The 14,555-nt window shown below is 67.6% G+C and carries 9 protein-coding genes, 1 pseudogene and 1 riboswitch; of the genes and pseudogenes, 9 read left to right on the top strand and 1 reads right to left on the bottom strand.

From position 1 onward, the window contains the following. Positions 1–55: 55 nt before the first annotated feature. The 9 genes and pseudogenes from A5787_RS01130 to A5787_RS01170 all read left to right on the top strand — a co-directional run. Positions 56–1,060 (top strand): annotated as a pseudogene (locus tag A5787_RS01130) (S8 family serine peptidase); the annotation flags it as partial. 19 nt (positions 1,061–1,079) lie between these two features. After that, positions 1,080–2,285, top strand: a complete 1,206-nt coding sequence (gene eccE, locus A5787_RS01135; RefSeq protein ID WP_066960395.1) for a type VII secretion protein EccE — start codon at positions 1,080–1,082, stop codon at positions 2,283–2,285. Then, a complete protein-coding gene (gene eccA / locus A5787_RS01140; RefSeq protein ID WP_066960398.1) occupies positions 2,282–4,114 on the top strand; it encodes a type VII secretion AAA-ATPase EccA in 1,833 nt (610 codons plus the stop codon). The genes eccE and eccA overlap by 4 nt, the downstream gene beginning before the upstream one ends. Before the next feature lie 456 nt (positions 4,115–4,570). After that, a riboswitch (M-box (ykoK) riboswitch) is annotated at positions 4,571–4,747 on the top strand. Positions 4,748–5,120: 373 nt separating this feature from the next. Beyond that, complete coding sequence (locus A5787_RS01145) at positions 5,121–6,305, top strand: PPE family protein (protein ID WP_066960401.1); 1,185 nt, start codon at positions 5,121–5,123, stop codon at positions 6,303–6,305. Between the two features lie 944 nt (positions 6,306–7,249). Then, a complete protein-coding gene (locus A5787_RS01150) occupies positions 7,250–8,431 on the top strand; it encodes a PPE family protein (protein WP_066960405.1) in 1,182 nt (393 codons plus the stop codon). A gap of 944 nt (positions 8,432–9,375) precedes the next feature. After that, complete coding sequence (locus tag A5787_RS01155; protein WP_066960408.1) at positions 9,376–10,674, top strand: PPE family protein; 1,299 nt, start codon at positions 9,376–9,378, stop codon at positions 10,672–10,674. 65 nt (positions 10,675–10,739) lie between these two features. Beyond that, complete coding sequence (locus tag A5787_RS01160) at positions 10,740–12,146, top strand: PPE family protein (protein ID WP_066960411.1); 1,407 nt, start codon at positions 10,740–10,742, stop codon at positions 12,144–12,146. A gap of 29 nt (positions 12,147–12,175) precedes the next feature. Beyond that, positions 12,176–12,499, top strand: a complete 324-nt coding sequence (locus tag A5787_RS01165) for a DUF732 domain-containing protein (RefSeq protein WP_066960414.1) — start codon at positions 12,176–12,178, stop codon at positions 12,497–12,499. Positions 12,500–12,617: 118 nt separating this feature from the next. Then, complete coding sequence (locus A5787_RS01170) at positions 12,618–13,325, top strand: MgtC/SapB family protein (protein ID WP_066960417.1); 708 nt, start codon at positions 12,618–12,620, stop codon at positions 13,323–13,325. A 5-nt stretch (positions 13,326–13,330) separates the two neighbouring features. On the opposite strand, the gene A5787_RS01175 is transcribed toward A5787_RS01170, so the two are convergent. Next, positions 13,331–14,530 (bottom strand): NAD(P)/FAD-dependent oxidoreductase, encoded by a 1,200-nt coding sequence (locus A5787_RS01175; RefSeq protein WP_066960420.1) that lies wholly within the window; start codon positions 14,528–14,530, stop codon positions 13,331–13,333. Positions 14,531–14,555: the final 25 nt, after the last annotated feature.

A 14,555-nucleotide genomic window follows, 5' to 3' on the forward strand; every position in this document is an offset into this window, starting at 1 on the left:
GTCAACGCCGATCACCTGCCGGCCGCCGGAGTAGCTGGGAATCGTCACCGTGCCGCCGGGAGCCCCGTCGTCGCAGGCCCCCGACGCCTACAGCGGGATCGCCCCGGAGGTCGACATCATTTCGATCCGGCAGTCCAGCCAGGCGTTCGGCCTCAAGGACGCCTACACCGGTGACGAGGACCCGCAGACGCGGGCGAAGATCGACGACGTCGAGACCATGGCGCGGGCGATCGTGCACGCCGCGAACTTGGGCGCCACGGTGATCAACATTTCCGACGTGACCTGCATGAGCGCGCGCAACATCATCGACCAGCGCACGCTGGGCGCGGCCGTGCGCTACGCGGCGGTCGACAAAAACGTCGTCATCGTCGCCGCGGCCGGGGACACCAGCAAGAAGGACTGCAAACAAAATCCGGCCTTCGATCCCATGCAACCCAAGGACCCCCGCGGCTGGAGCGGTGTCAGCACGGTGGTGACGCCGTCCTGGTACAGCGACTACGTCCTGACGGTCGGCGCGGTCGACACCGAGGGCCGGCCGCTCACCCAGGGCGGCGGGCAGGGTTCGACGAGTGTCGCGGGACCGTGGGTTGGCATTGCCGCGCCGGGCACCGACGTCATCGGGCTCTCGCCCCGGGACGACGGTCTGATCAACGCGATCGACGGCCCGGACAACTCGCTGCTGGTCCCGGCCGGCACCAGCTTCTCGACCGCGATCGTGTCCGGCGTGGCCGCCCTCGTTCGCGCCAAATACCCGCAGCTGTCCGCGTACCAGATCATCAACCGGCTGGAGCGCACCGCCAGGGCACCGGCGCGCGGGGTGGACAACCAGGTCGGATACGGCGTGATCGACCCGGTGGCGGCGCTGACCTGGGATGTACCCGACGGTCCGGCAAAGCCGCCGCAGCAACTGTCGGCGCCACTGAACATCCCGAAGCCGGCCCCGCACCGAGATATGGTGCCAATATGGGTGGCAGCCGGAGGGTTGACCACGGCTCTGCTGATCGGCGGCGCCGTGTTCGGGATCGCGGTGTTCATCAAGCGAACACGCAAGCAGCAATGAGGTCGGAGCAGCGATAGTAATGAAGGCTCAACGCAGTTTTGGATTGTCCTTGTCGTGGCCGCGCGTCACCGCGGTGTTTCTCGTCGTCATCCTGATCCTGTTGGTGGCCAGCCACTGCCCGGCCTCCTGGCAGGGTGAACACCACATCGCGTTCTGGGTGGGTGTGGGCCTGGCGTCCATGGTGACGCTGCTCTCGCTCGTCACCCACCACGGGCTCACCGTGACCTCCGGCCTGGCCACGTGGCTGTGGGACTGGTCCGCCGACCCCGGCACCGCGCTGACGGCGGGATGCACGCCCGCGATCGACCACCAGCGCCGCTTCGGGCGTGACACGGTCGGCGTACGCCAGTACGAAGGACACCTGGTGAGCGTGATCGCTGTCGACGGCGGGGAGGAGGACGCCTCCGGGCGCCACCGGCACCGGACGACGGCCGGCATCCTGCCGGTGCAGGCCGTCGCTGATGGCTTGCGGCAGTTCGATATTCACCTCGACGGCATCGACATCGTCTCGATGAAGGTCCGCCGCGGCGGCCCCGAGGTCAGAGCCGCCGAGAAGTCGAAGCTGGATGACTGGGGGCCCGAAGAGTGGGGGCTGGTGAGCGACGAGCCCACCTCGTACGTGCGCCGCACCTGGCTGGTGTTGCGGATGAACCCGCAGCGCAACGTCGCCGCTGTGGCGGCCCGCGATTCGCTCGTGTCGACGTTGGCGGCGGCCACCGAGCGGCTTGCCCAGGATCTCGACGGACAATCGTGTGCGGCCAGGCCGTTGACGGCCGACGAGCTCGCCGAGGTCGACAGCGCCGTGCTGGCCGACCTGGAACCGACCTGGAGCCGCCCCGGATGGCGGCACCTCAAGCACTTCAACGGGTTCGCCACGAGCTTCTGGTTGACGCCGTCGGACATCTCCACCGAAACCCTCGAGAACTTGTTGCTGCCCGACGTCGGGGCCGCCGTGATCACGGTGCGGCTCGGCACCAGCGGCCGCCGGCCCCAGCTGGCGGCGTGGGTGCGCTACCACAGCGAAAGCCGGCTCTCCCGAAAGATTTCGTCCGGCCTCAACCGGCTCACCGGCCGCCAGCTGGCGGCCGTACGCGCCAGCTTGCCCGCCCCGGCGGCCCGCGCGCTCCTGGTCGTGCCCAGCCGTCCATTGCTCGATGACGAGGATCTCGTGCTGTCGCTCGGTCAGGTTCGGGAGAGCGCAGCGAGCGTATCCGCGGCGCAATGACGCGGTCTCAATCCACCGCCGAGGACGCCCGTAATGCAATGGTCGCCGGCCTTCTGGCGTCCGGAATATCGGTCAACGGGCTGCAGCCAAGCCACAACCCGCAGGTGGCTGCGCAGATGTTCACCACGGCGACCACGCTCGATCCGGGAATGTGCGACGGCTGGCTGGCGCGGATGCTGGCGGGGGACCAGAGCATCGATGTGCTTGCCGGCGCGTGGGCCTCGGTCCGGACGTTCGGCTGGGAAACCCGCCGTCTCGGCGTCACCGATCTGCAGTTCCGGCCAGAAGTGTCCGACGGGTTGTTTCTGCGCCTGGCCGTCACCAGTGTGGAGTCGCTGGCATGCGCCTATGCCGCCGTCCTCGCCGAGGCGAAACGGTACCAGGAGGCCGCGAAACTGCTCGACGGCGTCGAACCCCGGCACCCGTTTGACGAGGAAGTGGTCAACTACGTGCGGGGTGTGCTGTATTTCCGCACCGGGCGCTGGCCCGACGTGCTGGTGCAGTTCCCCGAGGGAAAGACCTGGCGGCACCCCGAGCTGAAGGCGGCGGGCGCGGCGATGGCGACCACCGCGCTGGCGTCCTTGGGCGTCTTCGAGGAGGCCTTCCGGCGCGGCGAGGCCGCAGTCGAGGGGGACCGGGTTCCCGGGGCGGCCAACATCGCCCTGTATACGCAGGGCATGTGCCTGCGGCACGTCGGCCGCGAGGAGGAGGCCGTCGAACTGTTGCGACGGGTGTACTCGCGGGATCCGAAGTTCGCCCCGGCCCGAGAAGCGCTCGACAACCCCAACTATCGGCTGGTGCTGACCGATCCGGAGACGATCGAGGCCCGCACCGACCCCTGGGACCCGGACAGCGCGCCGTCGCGCGCGGAGACGGAGGCCGCCCGCCACGCCCACGAGGCCGCCAAGTACCTGGCCGAAGGCGACGCCGAGCTCAACGCGATGCTGGGCATGGAACGGGCCAAGCGCGAGATCAAGCTCATCAAGTCCACCACCAAGGTGAACTTGGCGCGGGAAAAGATGGGCCTCCCGGTGCCGGTGACCTCGCGCCACACCTTGCTGCTGGGGCCCCCCGGGACCGGCAAGACGTCGGTGGCGCGCGCCTTCGCGAAGCAGCTGTGCGGGCTGACGGTGTTGCGCAAGCCGGTAGTGGTGGAGACGAGCCGCACCAAGCTGTTGGGCCGGTACATGGCCGACGCGGAAAAGAACACCGAGGAAATGCTCGAGGGCGCGTTGGGCGGCGCGGTGTTCTTCGACGAGATGCACACCCTGCACGAGACCGGGTATCACCAGGGCGACCCCTACGGCAACGCGATCATCAACACCCTCCTGCTCTACATGGAGAACCATCGCGACGAGTTGGTGGTTTTTGGTGCGGGCTATGCCAAGGCCATGGACAAGATGCTCGAGGTGAATCAGGGCCTGCGACGGCGCTTTTCGACCGTGATCGAGTTCTTCAGCTACACGCCGGACGAGCTGATCGCCCTGACCAAGCTGATGGCGCGCGATAACGAGGACATCGTCGCCGACTCCGAGGTCGAGGTGCTGTTGCCGTCGTACACCAAGTTCTACCTCGACGAGACCTTTTCGGAAGACGGGGACCTGATCCGCGGCATCGACACGCTTGGCAATGCCGGCTTCGTTCGCAACGTGGTGGAGAAGGCCCGCGATCACCGCAGCTTCCGCCTGGACGACGAGGACCTCGACGCGGTACTGGCGAGCGATCTCACCGACTTCAGCGAGGCCCAACTGCTCCGGTTCAAGGAACTGACCCGCGACGACCTGGCCGAGGGGCTGAAGGCGGCGGTGGCCGAGAAAAAAACCGGGTAATAGAAGCTTCTGCCCAGCCGCAGCAGTTAACCCGCACGGTTGTTCTTTATTCAATTTCTATGAGCTTTTTATTAATCGGCGACGGCTCAGCGCCTCGCGTTGCCGCCGGCCGACCCTGGTGCAAACATCAATTTGCGTGCTCATCGCCGAGTGCAGTTCCCCACGGAAATCGGTCTTGAGAAGGGGATTTAGGTAGATCGCCGCAAGCCGCCCGAGGCCAGGACGGCCCCTGCCCTCCGATGGGCTTCACCCGACCTCGTCGGTCACGCCTTTTCGCTCGCGCCCAGGTCGCCGAGGTGAGCAACCGCCATGGGCCATGGCCCTCGCTACGGGTTCCGCGTGACCGTCATGCCGCGCCCGCCGGCGGCCGGATGACCAGGGAAGGAAGCTGAATTCGTCCGAGTGGGTGGCAGCTAGCTTGACTGCCCTTGCGCTCGGATGCCACGATGGCCTCTGCAAGCACCTCGCTAGGTGAGGCGTCTGCACGGACACAGGCCACTGACCTCGAACGTCGAAAGACGCCCAGGGTCAGGACAGCTCCTCCCGGATTAAGGGTTGAGCCCAAGTGGCTTTCAGCTCGACTCGAGCCGGATACGCCGTGCGGTGCCGAAGCTCTGACGAGAGGGGTGCGGTGTCCGGGAGTTCTACCCTGGCCCCTCTCCGCTTGTGCAACAACGGCATCCCCGTGTGCCAAGGCCGTGAGGAGGTGAGAGCGAAATGAGTCCCGACGATAGTCCGTATTCCAGATCGACCATTTCGTTTCGATCCGGCCCCGGTCCCTTTCTGACAGTCTGAACGGCTCGCCCCGACAGGCCTCGTTCTCGCGAGTTCGCCTCGTGGACTCCGGCTTTGGCGTGCCCGGAAAGTAGCCAGTAACTCCCCGGGATCGGCCCCTTTCCGTGAGGAGAATCCCGATGTCGTTTATCAACGCGCGCGTATCAGCCTTGACTGCAACACAATTCGGTGTATACGCCCATGTCACAGCGAGCTGGGAGGAGGGCGGGAGATGACCCTGGACTTCGCGATGCTGCCGCCCGAAGTGAACTCCGGTCGGATGTATTCCGGGGCGGGTTCGGGCCCGATGCTGGCCGCCGCGTCCGGCTGGCATGGACTGGCAGCCGAGATGCGTTCCACCGCAATATCTTATGGCTCAGTGTTGGCGGCGCTGACCGGCGAAGAATGGCACGGCCCGGCGTCGGCGTCGATGGCGTCGGCCGCGGCGCCGTACGTGGCCTGGTTGAGCGTGACGGCCGAGCAGGCCCAGCAGGCCGCCACCCAGGCCGAGGCCGCGGCGGCGGCCTATGAGGCCGCGTTCGCCGCCACGGTGCCGCCGCCGGTGATCGCGGCGAACCGCACCCAGCTGATGGCGCTGATCGCCACCAACATCCTGGGTCAAAACACCCCGGCGATCGCGGCCACCGAGGCCCAGTACGCCGAGATGTGGGCCCAGGATGCCGCGGCGATGTACGGTTACGCCGCCTCCTCGGCGGTCGCCACGCAATTGAGTCAGTTCGCCGAGCCGCGCCAGACCACCAGCCCCGGCGGGCTGACCGCGCAGTCGACCGCGGTGGCCCAGGCCGTGGCCGCCCCGGCCGGGACCCAGCAGAACACGCTGTCGCAGCTGATGTCGGCGTTGCCCGGCACGCTGCAGGGCCTGTCCTCGCCGGCGTTGTCCTCCTCGCCGGCGGCGGAGATGATGGGCCTGCTGACGGGGTCCGGGTCGGGATCGTCGACGCTCGATAATCTCTGGGCGGAGTGGGGACCCAATGCCAACATCTGGAACACTGTCTTCTCTTCGGGGTTCTACATGCCCAGCAACACCATGGCCCCGTTCCTGGGATTGGCGGGCGCGCAAGCCGCGGGCGACGCGGCCGGGCAGGCCACCGGCGACGCGCTCGGTGAGGCCCTGGCCGGGCCGGTCGGCGGTCTCGGCAACGCGGTCTCGGCCGGCCTTGGTCGCGCCCCGATCATCGGCGCGATGTCGGTGCCGCCCAGCTGGACCGCACCCGCGCCACTGGCCGGCCCGCTCGCATCGGCACTGGTCGGCACGCCGATGGTGCCGCCCCCGGCCATGGCGGCCGGCATGCCAGGAATGCCGATCGGGGCGGCGAGCGCACAACCGTACGGGCGCGCCGTTCCCCAGTACGGCTTCCGTCCCACCTTCGTCGCGCGCCCGCCGGCCGCGGGATAGCGGCAAGCACGGTACGCCACCTCACAGCCGGTCGACCGGCGGATTGAGCATTCCGCAACTTTTCGGACACACACAGCGGACGCGGCGACGAGCCGGGCGGTGCCGCTGAGCACCACAAACGGCCTGCGTGCGGCTCACAGAGAACGTCCAGCAGCAAATCAGCGATCTGGCAGCGATCGATGAGTACGCTAGGTGAAATTCAGGGGAGCACCACATGACGATCAGCTGTCCATTCGGGGATGCCGCCGCACGCGGGCAAACGACGCGGGCCGCCGGCAGCAACATGGGCGACAACGACGGCGCCCGCCGCTCAGGCTGTGCGTAAATGGCACTTCGGCCAGAATAGCGAGCAGCGCACCACCTACATCATGACACATATTGGCAAACGCAAATGTGTCCATATCGCCGGGGTAATACCGTCGGCGGCGACTAAGTAATTTGGCGATCGTGTAATAGCTACCGCGTTCCATCGCAGTTATCAATCGCACCGGTCAAACGCCCGGCGATTAATGCTGTTCGCGCAAGCCATGATAAGTTATCGCATATTTCTGAGAGGTTGCTGGAGACCGCCTAACAGCCCGCTGTAGAAGATCTCTACCCCAGCGTGGCGTTAGCTGATGAGCAGCGTACTCACAGCGACAGTGACCTCTTGAGATATGTTTTTTACGTTAGCCTTACATCCCAGGAACCCGCGACAAATACATTTCGATCACGATGATCCTGACATTGGGCAGCGGGGCCCGACGATAGGGCAGTTGCGCGCCCAGCTTCATTTCCCACTAGCGGAACGGTGTCTGTTGTCGTCAAACAAGTCGTATCGATCCGTGGATCCGGAAACGGATTCCATGGATTCCATGGATTCCATTAGAGCTACGGGGCGATTGCGGCCGGAGCTACCGAGCCGCGCCTACCATGGCGGCCACTTAGGGGACCGGAGGGCATAGATGTTCGATTTCGGGGCGCTACCACCGGAGATCAACTCCGGCCGGATGTATGTCGGCGCCGGGGCGGGGCCGATGCTCGCAGCCGCGGCGGCCTGGGACGAATTGGCAACGGAGTTGCAGTCGACGGCGGCCGCCTACGGCGCGACGATCCAGGGCCTGGCGGCCGGACCCTGGACCGGGCCGTCGTCCATCGCGATGGCGGCGGCGGCCGCCCCGTACGTGGCATGGATGGGCGCGACGGGAGCCCAGGCGGAAGAAGCCGCCACCCAGGCCAAGATCGCCGCGGGTGCCTACGAGACGGCGTTCGCGGCCACGGTGCCCCCGCCGGTGATCGCAGCCAATCGCGCACTGCTCATGACGCTGATCGCGACCAACTTCCTGGGCCAGAACACCCCGGCGATCGCGGCCACCGAGGCCCAGTACGCCGAGATGTGGGCCCAGGATGCCGCGGCGATGTACGGTTACGCCGCCTCCTCGGCGGTCGCCACGCAATTGAGTCAGTTCGCCGAGCCGCGCCAGACCACCAGCCCCGGCGGGCTGACCGCGCAGTCGACCGCGGTGGCCCAGGCCGTGGCCGCCCCGGCCGGGACCCAGCAGAACACGCTGTCGCAGCTGATGTCGGCGTTGCCCGGCACGCTGCAGGGCCTGTCCTCGCCGGCGTTGTCCTCCTCGCCGGCGGCGGAGATGATGGGCCTGCTGACGGGGTCCGGGTCGGGATCGTCGACGCTCGATAATCTCTGGGCGGAGTGGGGACCCAATGCCAACATCTGGAACACTGTCTTCTCTTCGGGGTTCTACATGCCCAGCAACACCATGGCCCCGTTCCTGGGATTGGCGGGCGCGCAAGCCGCGGGCGACGCGGCCGGGCAGGCCACCGGCGACGCGCTCGGTGAGGCCCTGGCCGGGCCGGTCGGCGGTCTCGGCAACGCGGTCTCGGCCGGCCTTGGTCGCGCCCCGATCATCGGCGCGATGTCGGTGCCGCCCAGCTGGACCGCACCCGCGCCACTGGCCGGCCCGCTCGCATCGGCACTGGTCGGCACGCCGATGGTGCCGCCCCCGGCCATGGCGGCCGGCATGCCAGGAATGCCGATCGGGGCGGCGAGCGCACAACCGTACGGGCGCGCCGTTCCCCAGTACGGCTTCCGTCCCACCTTCGTCGCGCGCCCGCCGGCCGCGGGATAGCGGCAAGCACGGTACGCCACCTCACAGCCGGTCGACCGGCGGATTGAGCATTCCGCAACTTTTCGGACACACACAGCGGACGCGGCGACGAGCCGGGCGGTGCCGCTGAGCACCACAAACGGCCTGCGTGCGGCTCACAGAGAACGTCCAGCAGCAAATCAGCGATCTGGCAGCGATCGATGAGTACGCTAGGTGAAATTCAGGGGAGCACCACATGACGATCAGCTGTCCATTCGGGGATGCCGCCGCACGCGGGCAAACGACGCGGGCCGCCGGCAGCAACATGGGCGACAACGACGGCGCCCGCCGCTCAGGCTGTGCGTAAATGGCACTTCGGCCAGAATAGCGAGCAGCGCACCACCTACATCATGACACATATTGGCAAACGCAAATGTGTCCATATCGCCGGGGTAATACCGTCGGCGGCGACTAAGTAATTTGGCGATCGTGTAATAGCTACCGCGTTCCATCGCAGTTATCAATCGCACCGGTCAAACGCCCGGCGATTAATGCTGTTCGCGCAAGCCATGATAAGTTATCGCATATTTCTGAGAGGTTGCTGGAGACCGCCTAACAGCCCGCTGTAGAAGATCTCTACCCCAGCGTGGCGTTAGCTGATGAGCAGCGTACTCACAGCGACAGTGACCTCTTGAGATATGTTTTTTACGTTAGCCTTACATCCCAGGAACCCGCGACAAATACATTTCGATCACGATGATCCTGACATTGGGCAGCGGGGCCCGACGATAGGGCAGTTGCGCGCCCAGCTTCATTTCCCACTAGCGGAACGGTGTCTGTTGTCGTCAAACAAGTCGTATCGATCCGTGGATCCGGAAACGGATTCCATGGATTCCATGGATTCCATTAGAGCTACGGGGCGATTGCGGCCGGAGCTACCGAGCCGCGCCTACCATGGCGGCCACTTAGGGGACCGGAGGGCATAGATGTTCGATTTCGGGGCGCTACCACCGGAGATCAACTCCGGCCGGATGTATGTCGGCGCCGGGGCGGGGCCGATGCTCGCAGCCGCGGCGGCCTGGGACGAATTGGCAACGGAGTTGCAGTCGACGGCGGCCGCCTACGGCGCGACGATCCAGGGCCTGGCGGCCGGACCCTGGACCGGGCCGTCGTCCATCGCGATGGCGGCGGCGGCCGCCCCGTACGTGGCATGGATGGGCGCGACGGGAGCCCAGGCGGAAGAAGCCGCCACCCAGGCCAAGATCGCCGCGGGTGCCTACGAGACGGCGTTCGCGGCCACGGTGCCCCCGCCGGTGATCGCAGCCAATCGCGCACTGCTCATGACGCTGATCGCGACCAACTTCCTGGGCCAGAACACCCCGGCGATCGCGGCCACCGAGGCCCAGTACGCCGAGATGTGGGCCCAGGATGCCGCCGCCATGTACGCCTACGCGGCCTCGTCGGCGACCGCGTCACAACTGACGCCGTTCACCGAGCCGCCGCAGACCACCAGTGGCGCCGCACCTGTCGCGCAAGCTGCCGCGGTTTCTCAGTCCAGCGGCGCGAGCGGCCTGAACATCGGTTCGCAGCTGTCCCAGCTCACCAGCTCGCTGCCGACCGCGCTGCAGAGCCTCGGCACCGGCTTGCTGAACTCGCCGACGACGGGGTCGACCAACCTGTTGTCGGGACTTTCGTTGCCCCAATTGGCCAACGTATCCCTGCCGGCCGGGCTCTCCGGCGACCTGGCGAACTGGAACACGATCATGTCAACCGTCGCCTCCGGGCCGTACTCCCTGCAGGGCTTGACCTCCATACCGGGCGGTCCGTTCCTGTCCTTCGGCCAGGTTTACTCCTACGCGCAGAACGGCCAAGGCCTCGCGGCGTTCAACACCGTGAAACCCATCACCGGGGCGCTGGCGCCCCTGGCCAGCGGCGCCACCACCCACTTGAGCTCCGCGATGGGGGGAGCACCGGCGTCCGGGGCGATGGGCAAAGCCGCGCTCGTCGGGAGCATGTCCGTGCCGCAGGGCTGGACCCAGGCGGCCCCGGCGATCAGAACGCTCGCGCAAGTGCTGCCGGCCAATGCGGCCGCGCCGGCCGCCGCCTCACTCGTCGGCGAGGAAGGCGTGTTCAGCCAGATGGCACTGTCCAGTCTGGCAGGGCGGGCGGTGGCCGCGGCCGGGGTCGGCTCCACCGGCGGCAGCGCGGCCGGTTCGCTGGGCGGTGTGGTCGCGGCGGACGCCGGCACAGCCACCATCATCGTGATCCCGGCGCTCGACGAATGACCGCGATGAAATCCGCAGTGGCCCGCACCACGCAGGTGTGCTTGACCAGGCAAGGGGACTAGACGATGTTTTACGCAGCTTTTCCGCCGGAGTTCAATTCGGGCAGGATGTACGCCGGCCCCGGTTCGGCGTCGATGCGGGCGGCCGCTGCAGCGTGGGAGGGGCTGGCCAGCGAATTGCAGTCGACGGTCTCCTCCTATTCCTCGGTGATCGACGGCCTGACCACCGGGATGTGGACGGGCCCATCGTCGGTCAGCATGGCCGCGGCCGTCACGCCCTACCTGAGCTGGATGCAGGCCACCGCCGCGCAGGCCGCCGAAGCCGCAACCCAGGCCACCGCGGCGGCGACCGCCTATGAGGCCGCATTCGCCGCCCACGTGCCACCGGAGGAAATCGCCGCCAACCGCAGCCAACTGGCGTCGTTGGTGGCAACCAACGTCTTCGGGCAGAACACTGCCGCAATCGCGGCGACCGAGATCCAGTACGCCGAGATGTGGGCGCAGGACGCCGTGGCGATGGACACGTACGCCAGTTCGTCGGCGGCCGCCTCCAACGTGACACCGTTCACCGAGGCGCCACAGATCACCAACGCCGGCGGGCTGGCCAGCCAGGCGGCCGCGGTTAGCCAGGCCGCCGCCACTCCGGCCGGCAGCGTGGGCTCACTCGTGTCGGCGGCGGCCCAACCGCTGACAACGGCCAACCCCTTGCTGCAGACATTGGCCAACCTCAGCACCGACTACACCAGCACGATGAACGGGCTGGTGAATTCGGTCTTCGGGCCAAGCGGGGCATCGACATATGCCGCCCTGTACAACGCCATCAAGGGTCCGCTCGGCTTCACCACCGGGTTCAACGACATCGGGTTGCTGATCAACCTGCCCGCATCCCAGTTCCTCAAGTTCGCTCCGCACGCAGCAGCGGCGGGCGGGCTGCCGAGAGATGCGCTGGGAGCCGGACTCGGGGCGGCCAACTTTGGCCGCGGCACGCTGTTCAACTCGGTGTCGGGAGGCATGGGGAACGCGGGCACGCTGGTCGGCAACCTGTCGGTCCCGCCGAGCTGGGCGACGGCCACCCCGGCAGTCAGGATGGTTGCTTCCGCGCTGTCGGCCGCCGGGCCCGACGCGGTGCCGGCGGCCGCGCTCGGCGAGGGCGGGCTGCTCAGCTCGATGTCCGTGGCGGGGATGCTTGGCAGTGCGCTCGGCGCGGGGGCCCCCACGGTGGTCGGCGGTGCCGGGGTTCGCGGGCGCGTCAAACCGATCAAGGAGCTCAAAGACGCCAACTCGCCGGAGCACCTCAAGCGCCTGGTGGCGCAGATATCCGAGAAGCCCGAAAGCGTGCAGCACCACAACGTCGATCAAGAGGGGCTGGACGCCCTGCTCGATCAGCTGTCCAAGAAACCCGGCATTCACGCGGTGCACCTGAGAAAGGGCGACAAACCGCAAGTGCTGCCCTCCGACGCGCAAATGGGTTAGGGCGCAAAGTGATTGGGAGAGTGAGGAAAATGAAACTGCTACTGGCAGCCGTCGGCGCTGCGGCCGCACTGGGGTTCGCCGCGCCCGCATACGCGGATCCGCCGCCTCCGCCGCAAGGTGACGACGGGGGATTCCTCGCCGCGTTGCAGCAGGTCGGCATCCACTATTCCAGTCCCGACGCGGCGGTCACGTCGGGCAAGGCGGTGTGCACCTGCCTGAACAACGGCGAGTCCGGGCTGGAGCTCGTCCACGACGTCAAGACCCACAACCCCGGGATGGACATGGAGAACGCGTCCAACTTCGCGATGATCGCCGCGAGGTTCTACTGCCCGCACCAACTCTCGAAGGCATAGCCAACCTTTCGTGGGCGTGGCCACCGGGCAACGGCATTGGCGCGGGTCCACCTGCCGTTCACCTGCGCGTGGTTAGCTGCCGCCGACCAGCGCGCGGGCGGGGAAGGAGGGCGCTGCCATGCAGACGTTGACCGTCGCGGACTTCGCCCTCCGCCTTGCCGTCGGGGTCGGCTGTGGCGCCTTGATCGGCCTGGAGCGGCAATGGCGAGCCCGGCGCGCGGGCCTGCGCACCAACGCGCTGGTCGCCGCGGGAGCGACGCTGTTCGTGCTGTACGCGGCCGCCACCGAGGACACCAGCCCGACACGAGTCGCGTCGTATGTGGTGTCCGGCATCGGATTCCTGGGCGGCGGGGTGATCCTGCGCGACGGGGTCAATGTCCGTGGCCTCAACACCGCGGCCACCCTGTGGTGCTCGGCGGCGATAGGTGTGCTGGCCGCGTCGGGACACCTGGTCTTCACGTTGATCGGCACCGGCGTCGTCATCGCCATTCACCTGTTCGGGCGCCCACTCGGTCGGGTGATCGATCGCGACAACACCGAGGATGAAGACGAAAGCCTGCAGCCCTTCCTGGTGCAGGTGCTTTGCCGGCCGAAAACGGAGAAGTACGCCCGCGCGCAGATCGTGCAACACGCCAGCGGCAACGACATGACGTTGCGCGGCATCCACACGGGGCCGCCCGGCGACGACGAGATCACGTTGACCGCGCATCTGCTGATGGACGGCCACACGCCGACCAAGCTGGAGCGATTGGTCGCGGAACTGTCGCTGCAGCCGGGCGTGCGGGCGGTGCACTGGTACGCCGGCGATCAAGTGCAGTCGGACTGACCCGATCAGGGACGGGCCTGCAGCTCAGGCGCGGCGGCCGCCAGCAGCTCGGCGCGGTCGCGGGTCAGCGGCGGGTAAATCCGGCGGGTATTGATCGTCTGCTTGGTGGCCTTGGCCTGCGCGCCCGTCGAGACCACCACCCGGTCCCACCCTTCGGTGTAGACGGCACCGGCCGGACCCAGATCGAGAACCGTGACGTACCAAGGTATTCGAAGGGCCAGCATCGGCTCGCCGAGCAGGTCGCTGATGACGTTGTAGCCGGCATAACGGCCCATCGGGCGCCCGTGTTGACACGACATCACCGACAGATGCTCGTCGTCCATGCGGGCCGCGGCCACGTCACCCGCGGCGAAGACCGAGGGCACGCCGACCACGCGCAGGTAGTCGTCGACCTGCACCCGGCCCAGCCGGTCGCGCGGCACCGGTAGCTGCTCGGTCATCGAGCTGGCCCGCATGCCCGCGCACCACACCACCGTGGCCGCCTCGAGCCGTTCGCCCGAGGACAGCGACACCCCGCGCCGCGTGACCTCCGTGACGCCGACCGCCGTCCGAATCTCAACGCCGTTGCGCAACAGGGCTTCTTCGATCGCCGGACGCGCTTGGGTACCCATGTCGGACCCCACCGCGGCGTTGCGGTCGATCAGAATCACCTGCGGGGTGACATTTCCGCGAGAGAACAAGGTGCGCAACCGCTTTGGCAGTTCGCAGGCCGCCTCGACGCCGGTCAGCCCGGCCCCGACCACCACGACGGAGGCGGCCGCCGGCGCCGGCGCGCCGTCGGCAAGCTTGCTCAGGTGGCGCTGCAGCGCCAGCGCCCCATCGTGGGTGTCGACGTCGAAGCCGAACTCCCGCAGGCCCGGTATGCCGGGTTTGAGGACGTGGCTACCCGACGCCAGCACCAGCCGGTCATAGCCGAACAGCGCACCGCCCGTTGTGGCGACCGAGCGGGCGCCGGTGTCGATGGCGGTCACTTCGGCGGCGACGTGCGCGACGCCGACGGGATCGAGGAGGTCGGCGAGTGGGATGCGGCAGGCGCTCAAGTCGGTCTCGTAGTTGCGCACCCGGATGTCGTGGAAGGGCTGGGCGCTCAACACGGTGATGTCGACCGTGCCCGCCGGCACGCCGAGCTCGTCGAGGCGCCGGGCGGCGCCGAGTGCCGCCCACAGCCCCGCAAACCCGGAGCCGATCACCACCACCGCCGTCACGTGCTCAACACCTCTTTGGTACGGG

Source organism: Mycobacterium sp. 852002-50816_SCH5313054-b (assembly GCF_001667185.1).
Taxonomy (GTDB): Bacteria; Actinomycetota; Actinomycetes; order Mycobacteriales; family Mycobacteriaceae; genus Mycobacterium.

Coding starts and splice junctions, on each gene's coding strand:
- eccE (WP_066960395.1), top strand. CDS start 1,080: ATGAAGGCTCAACGCAGTTTTGGATTGTCCTTGTCGTGGCCGCGCGTC.
- A5787_RS01145 (WP_066960401.1), top strand. CDS start 5,121: ATGACCCTGGACTTCGCGATGCTGCCGCCCGAAGTGAACTCCGGTCGG.
- A5787_RS01165 (WP_066960414.1), top strand. CDS start 12,176: ATGAAACTGCTACTGGCAGCCGTCGGCGCTGCGGCCGCACTGGGGTTC.
- A5787_RS01155 (WP_066960408.1), top strand. CDS start 9,376: ATGTTCGATTTCGGGGCGCTACCACCGGAGATCAACTCCGGCCGGATG.
- A5787_RS01150 (WP_066960405.1), top strand. CDS start 7,250: ATGTTCGATTTCGGGGCGCTACCACCGGAGATCAACTCCGGCCGGATG.
- eccA (WP_066960398.1), top strand. CDS start 2,282: ATGACGCGGTCTCAATCCACCGCCGAGGACGCCCGTAATGCAATGGTC.
- A5787_RS01170 (WP_066960417.1), top strand. CDS start 12,618: ATGCAGACGTTGACCGTCGCGGACTTCGCCCTCCGCCTTGCCGTCGGG.
- A5787_RS01160 (WP_066960411.1), top strand. CDS start 10,740: ATGTTTTACGCAGCTTTTCCGCCGGAGTTCAATTCGGGCAGGATGTAC.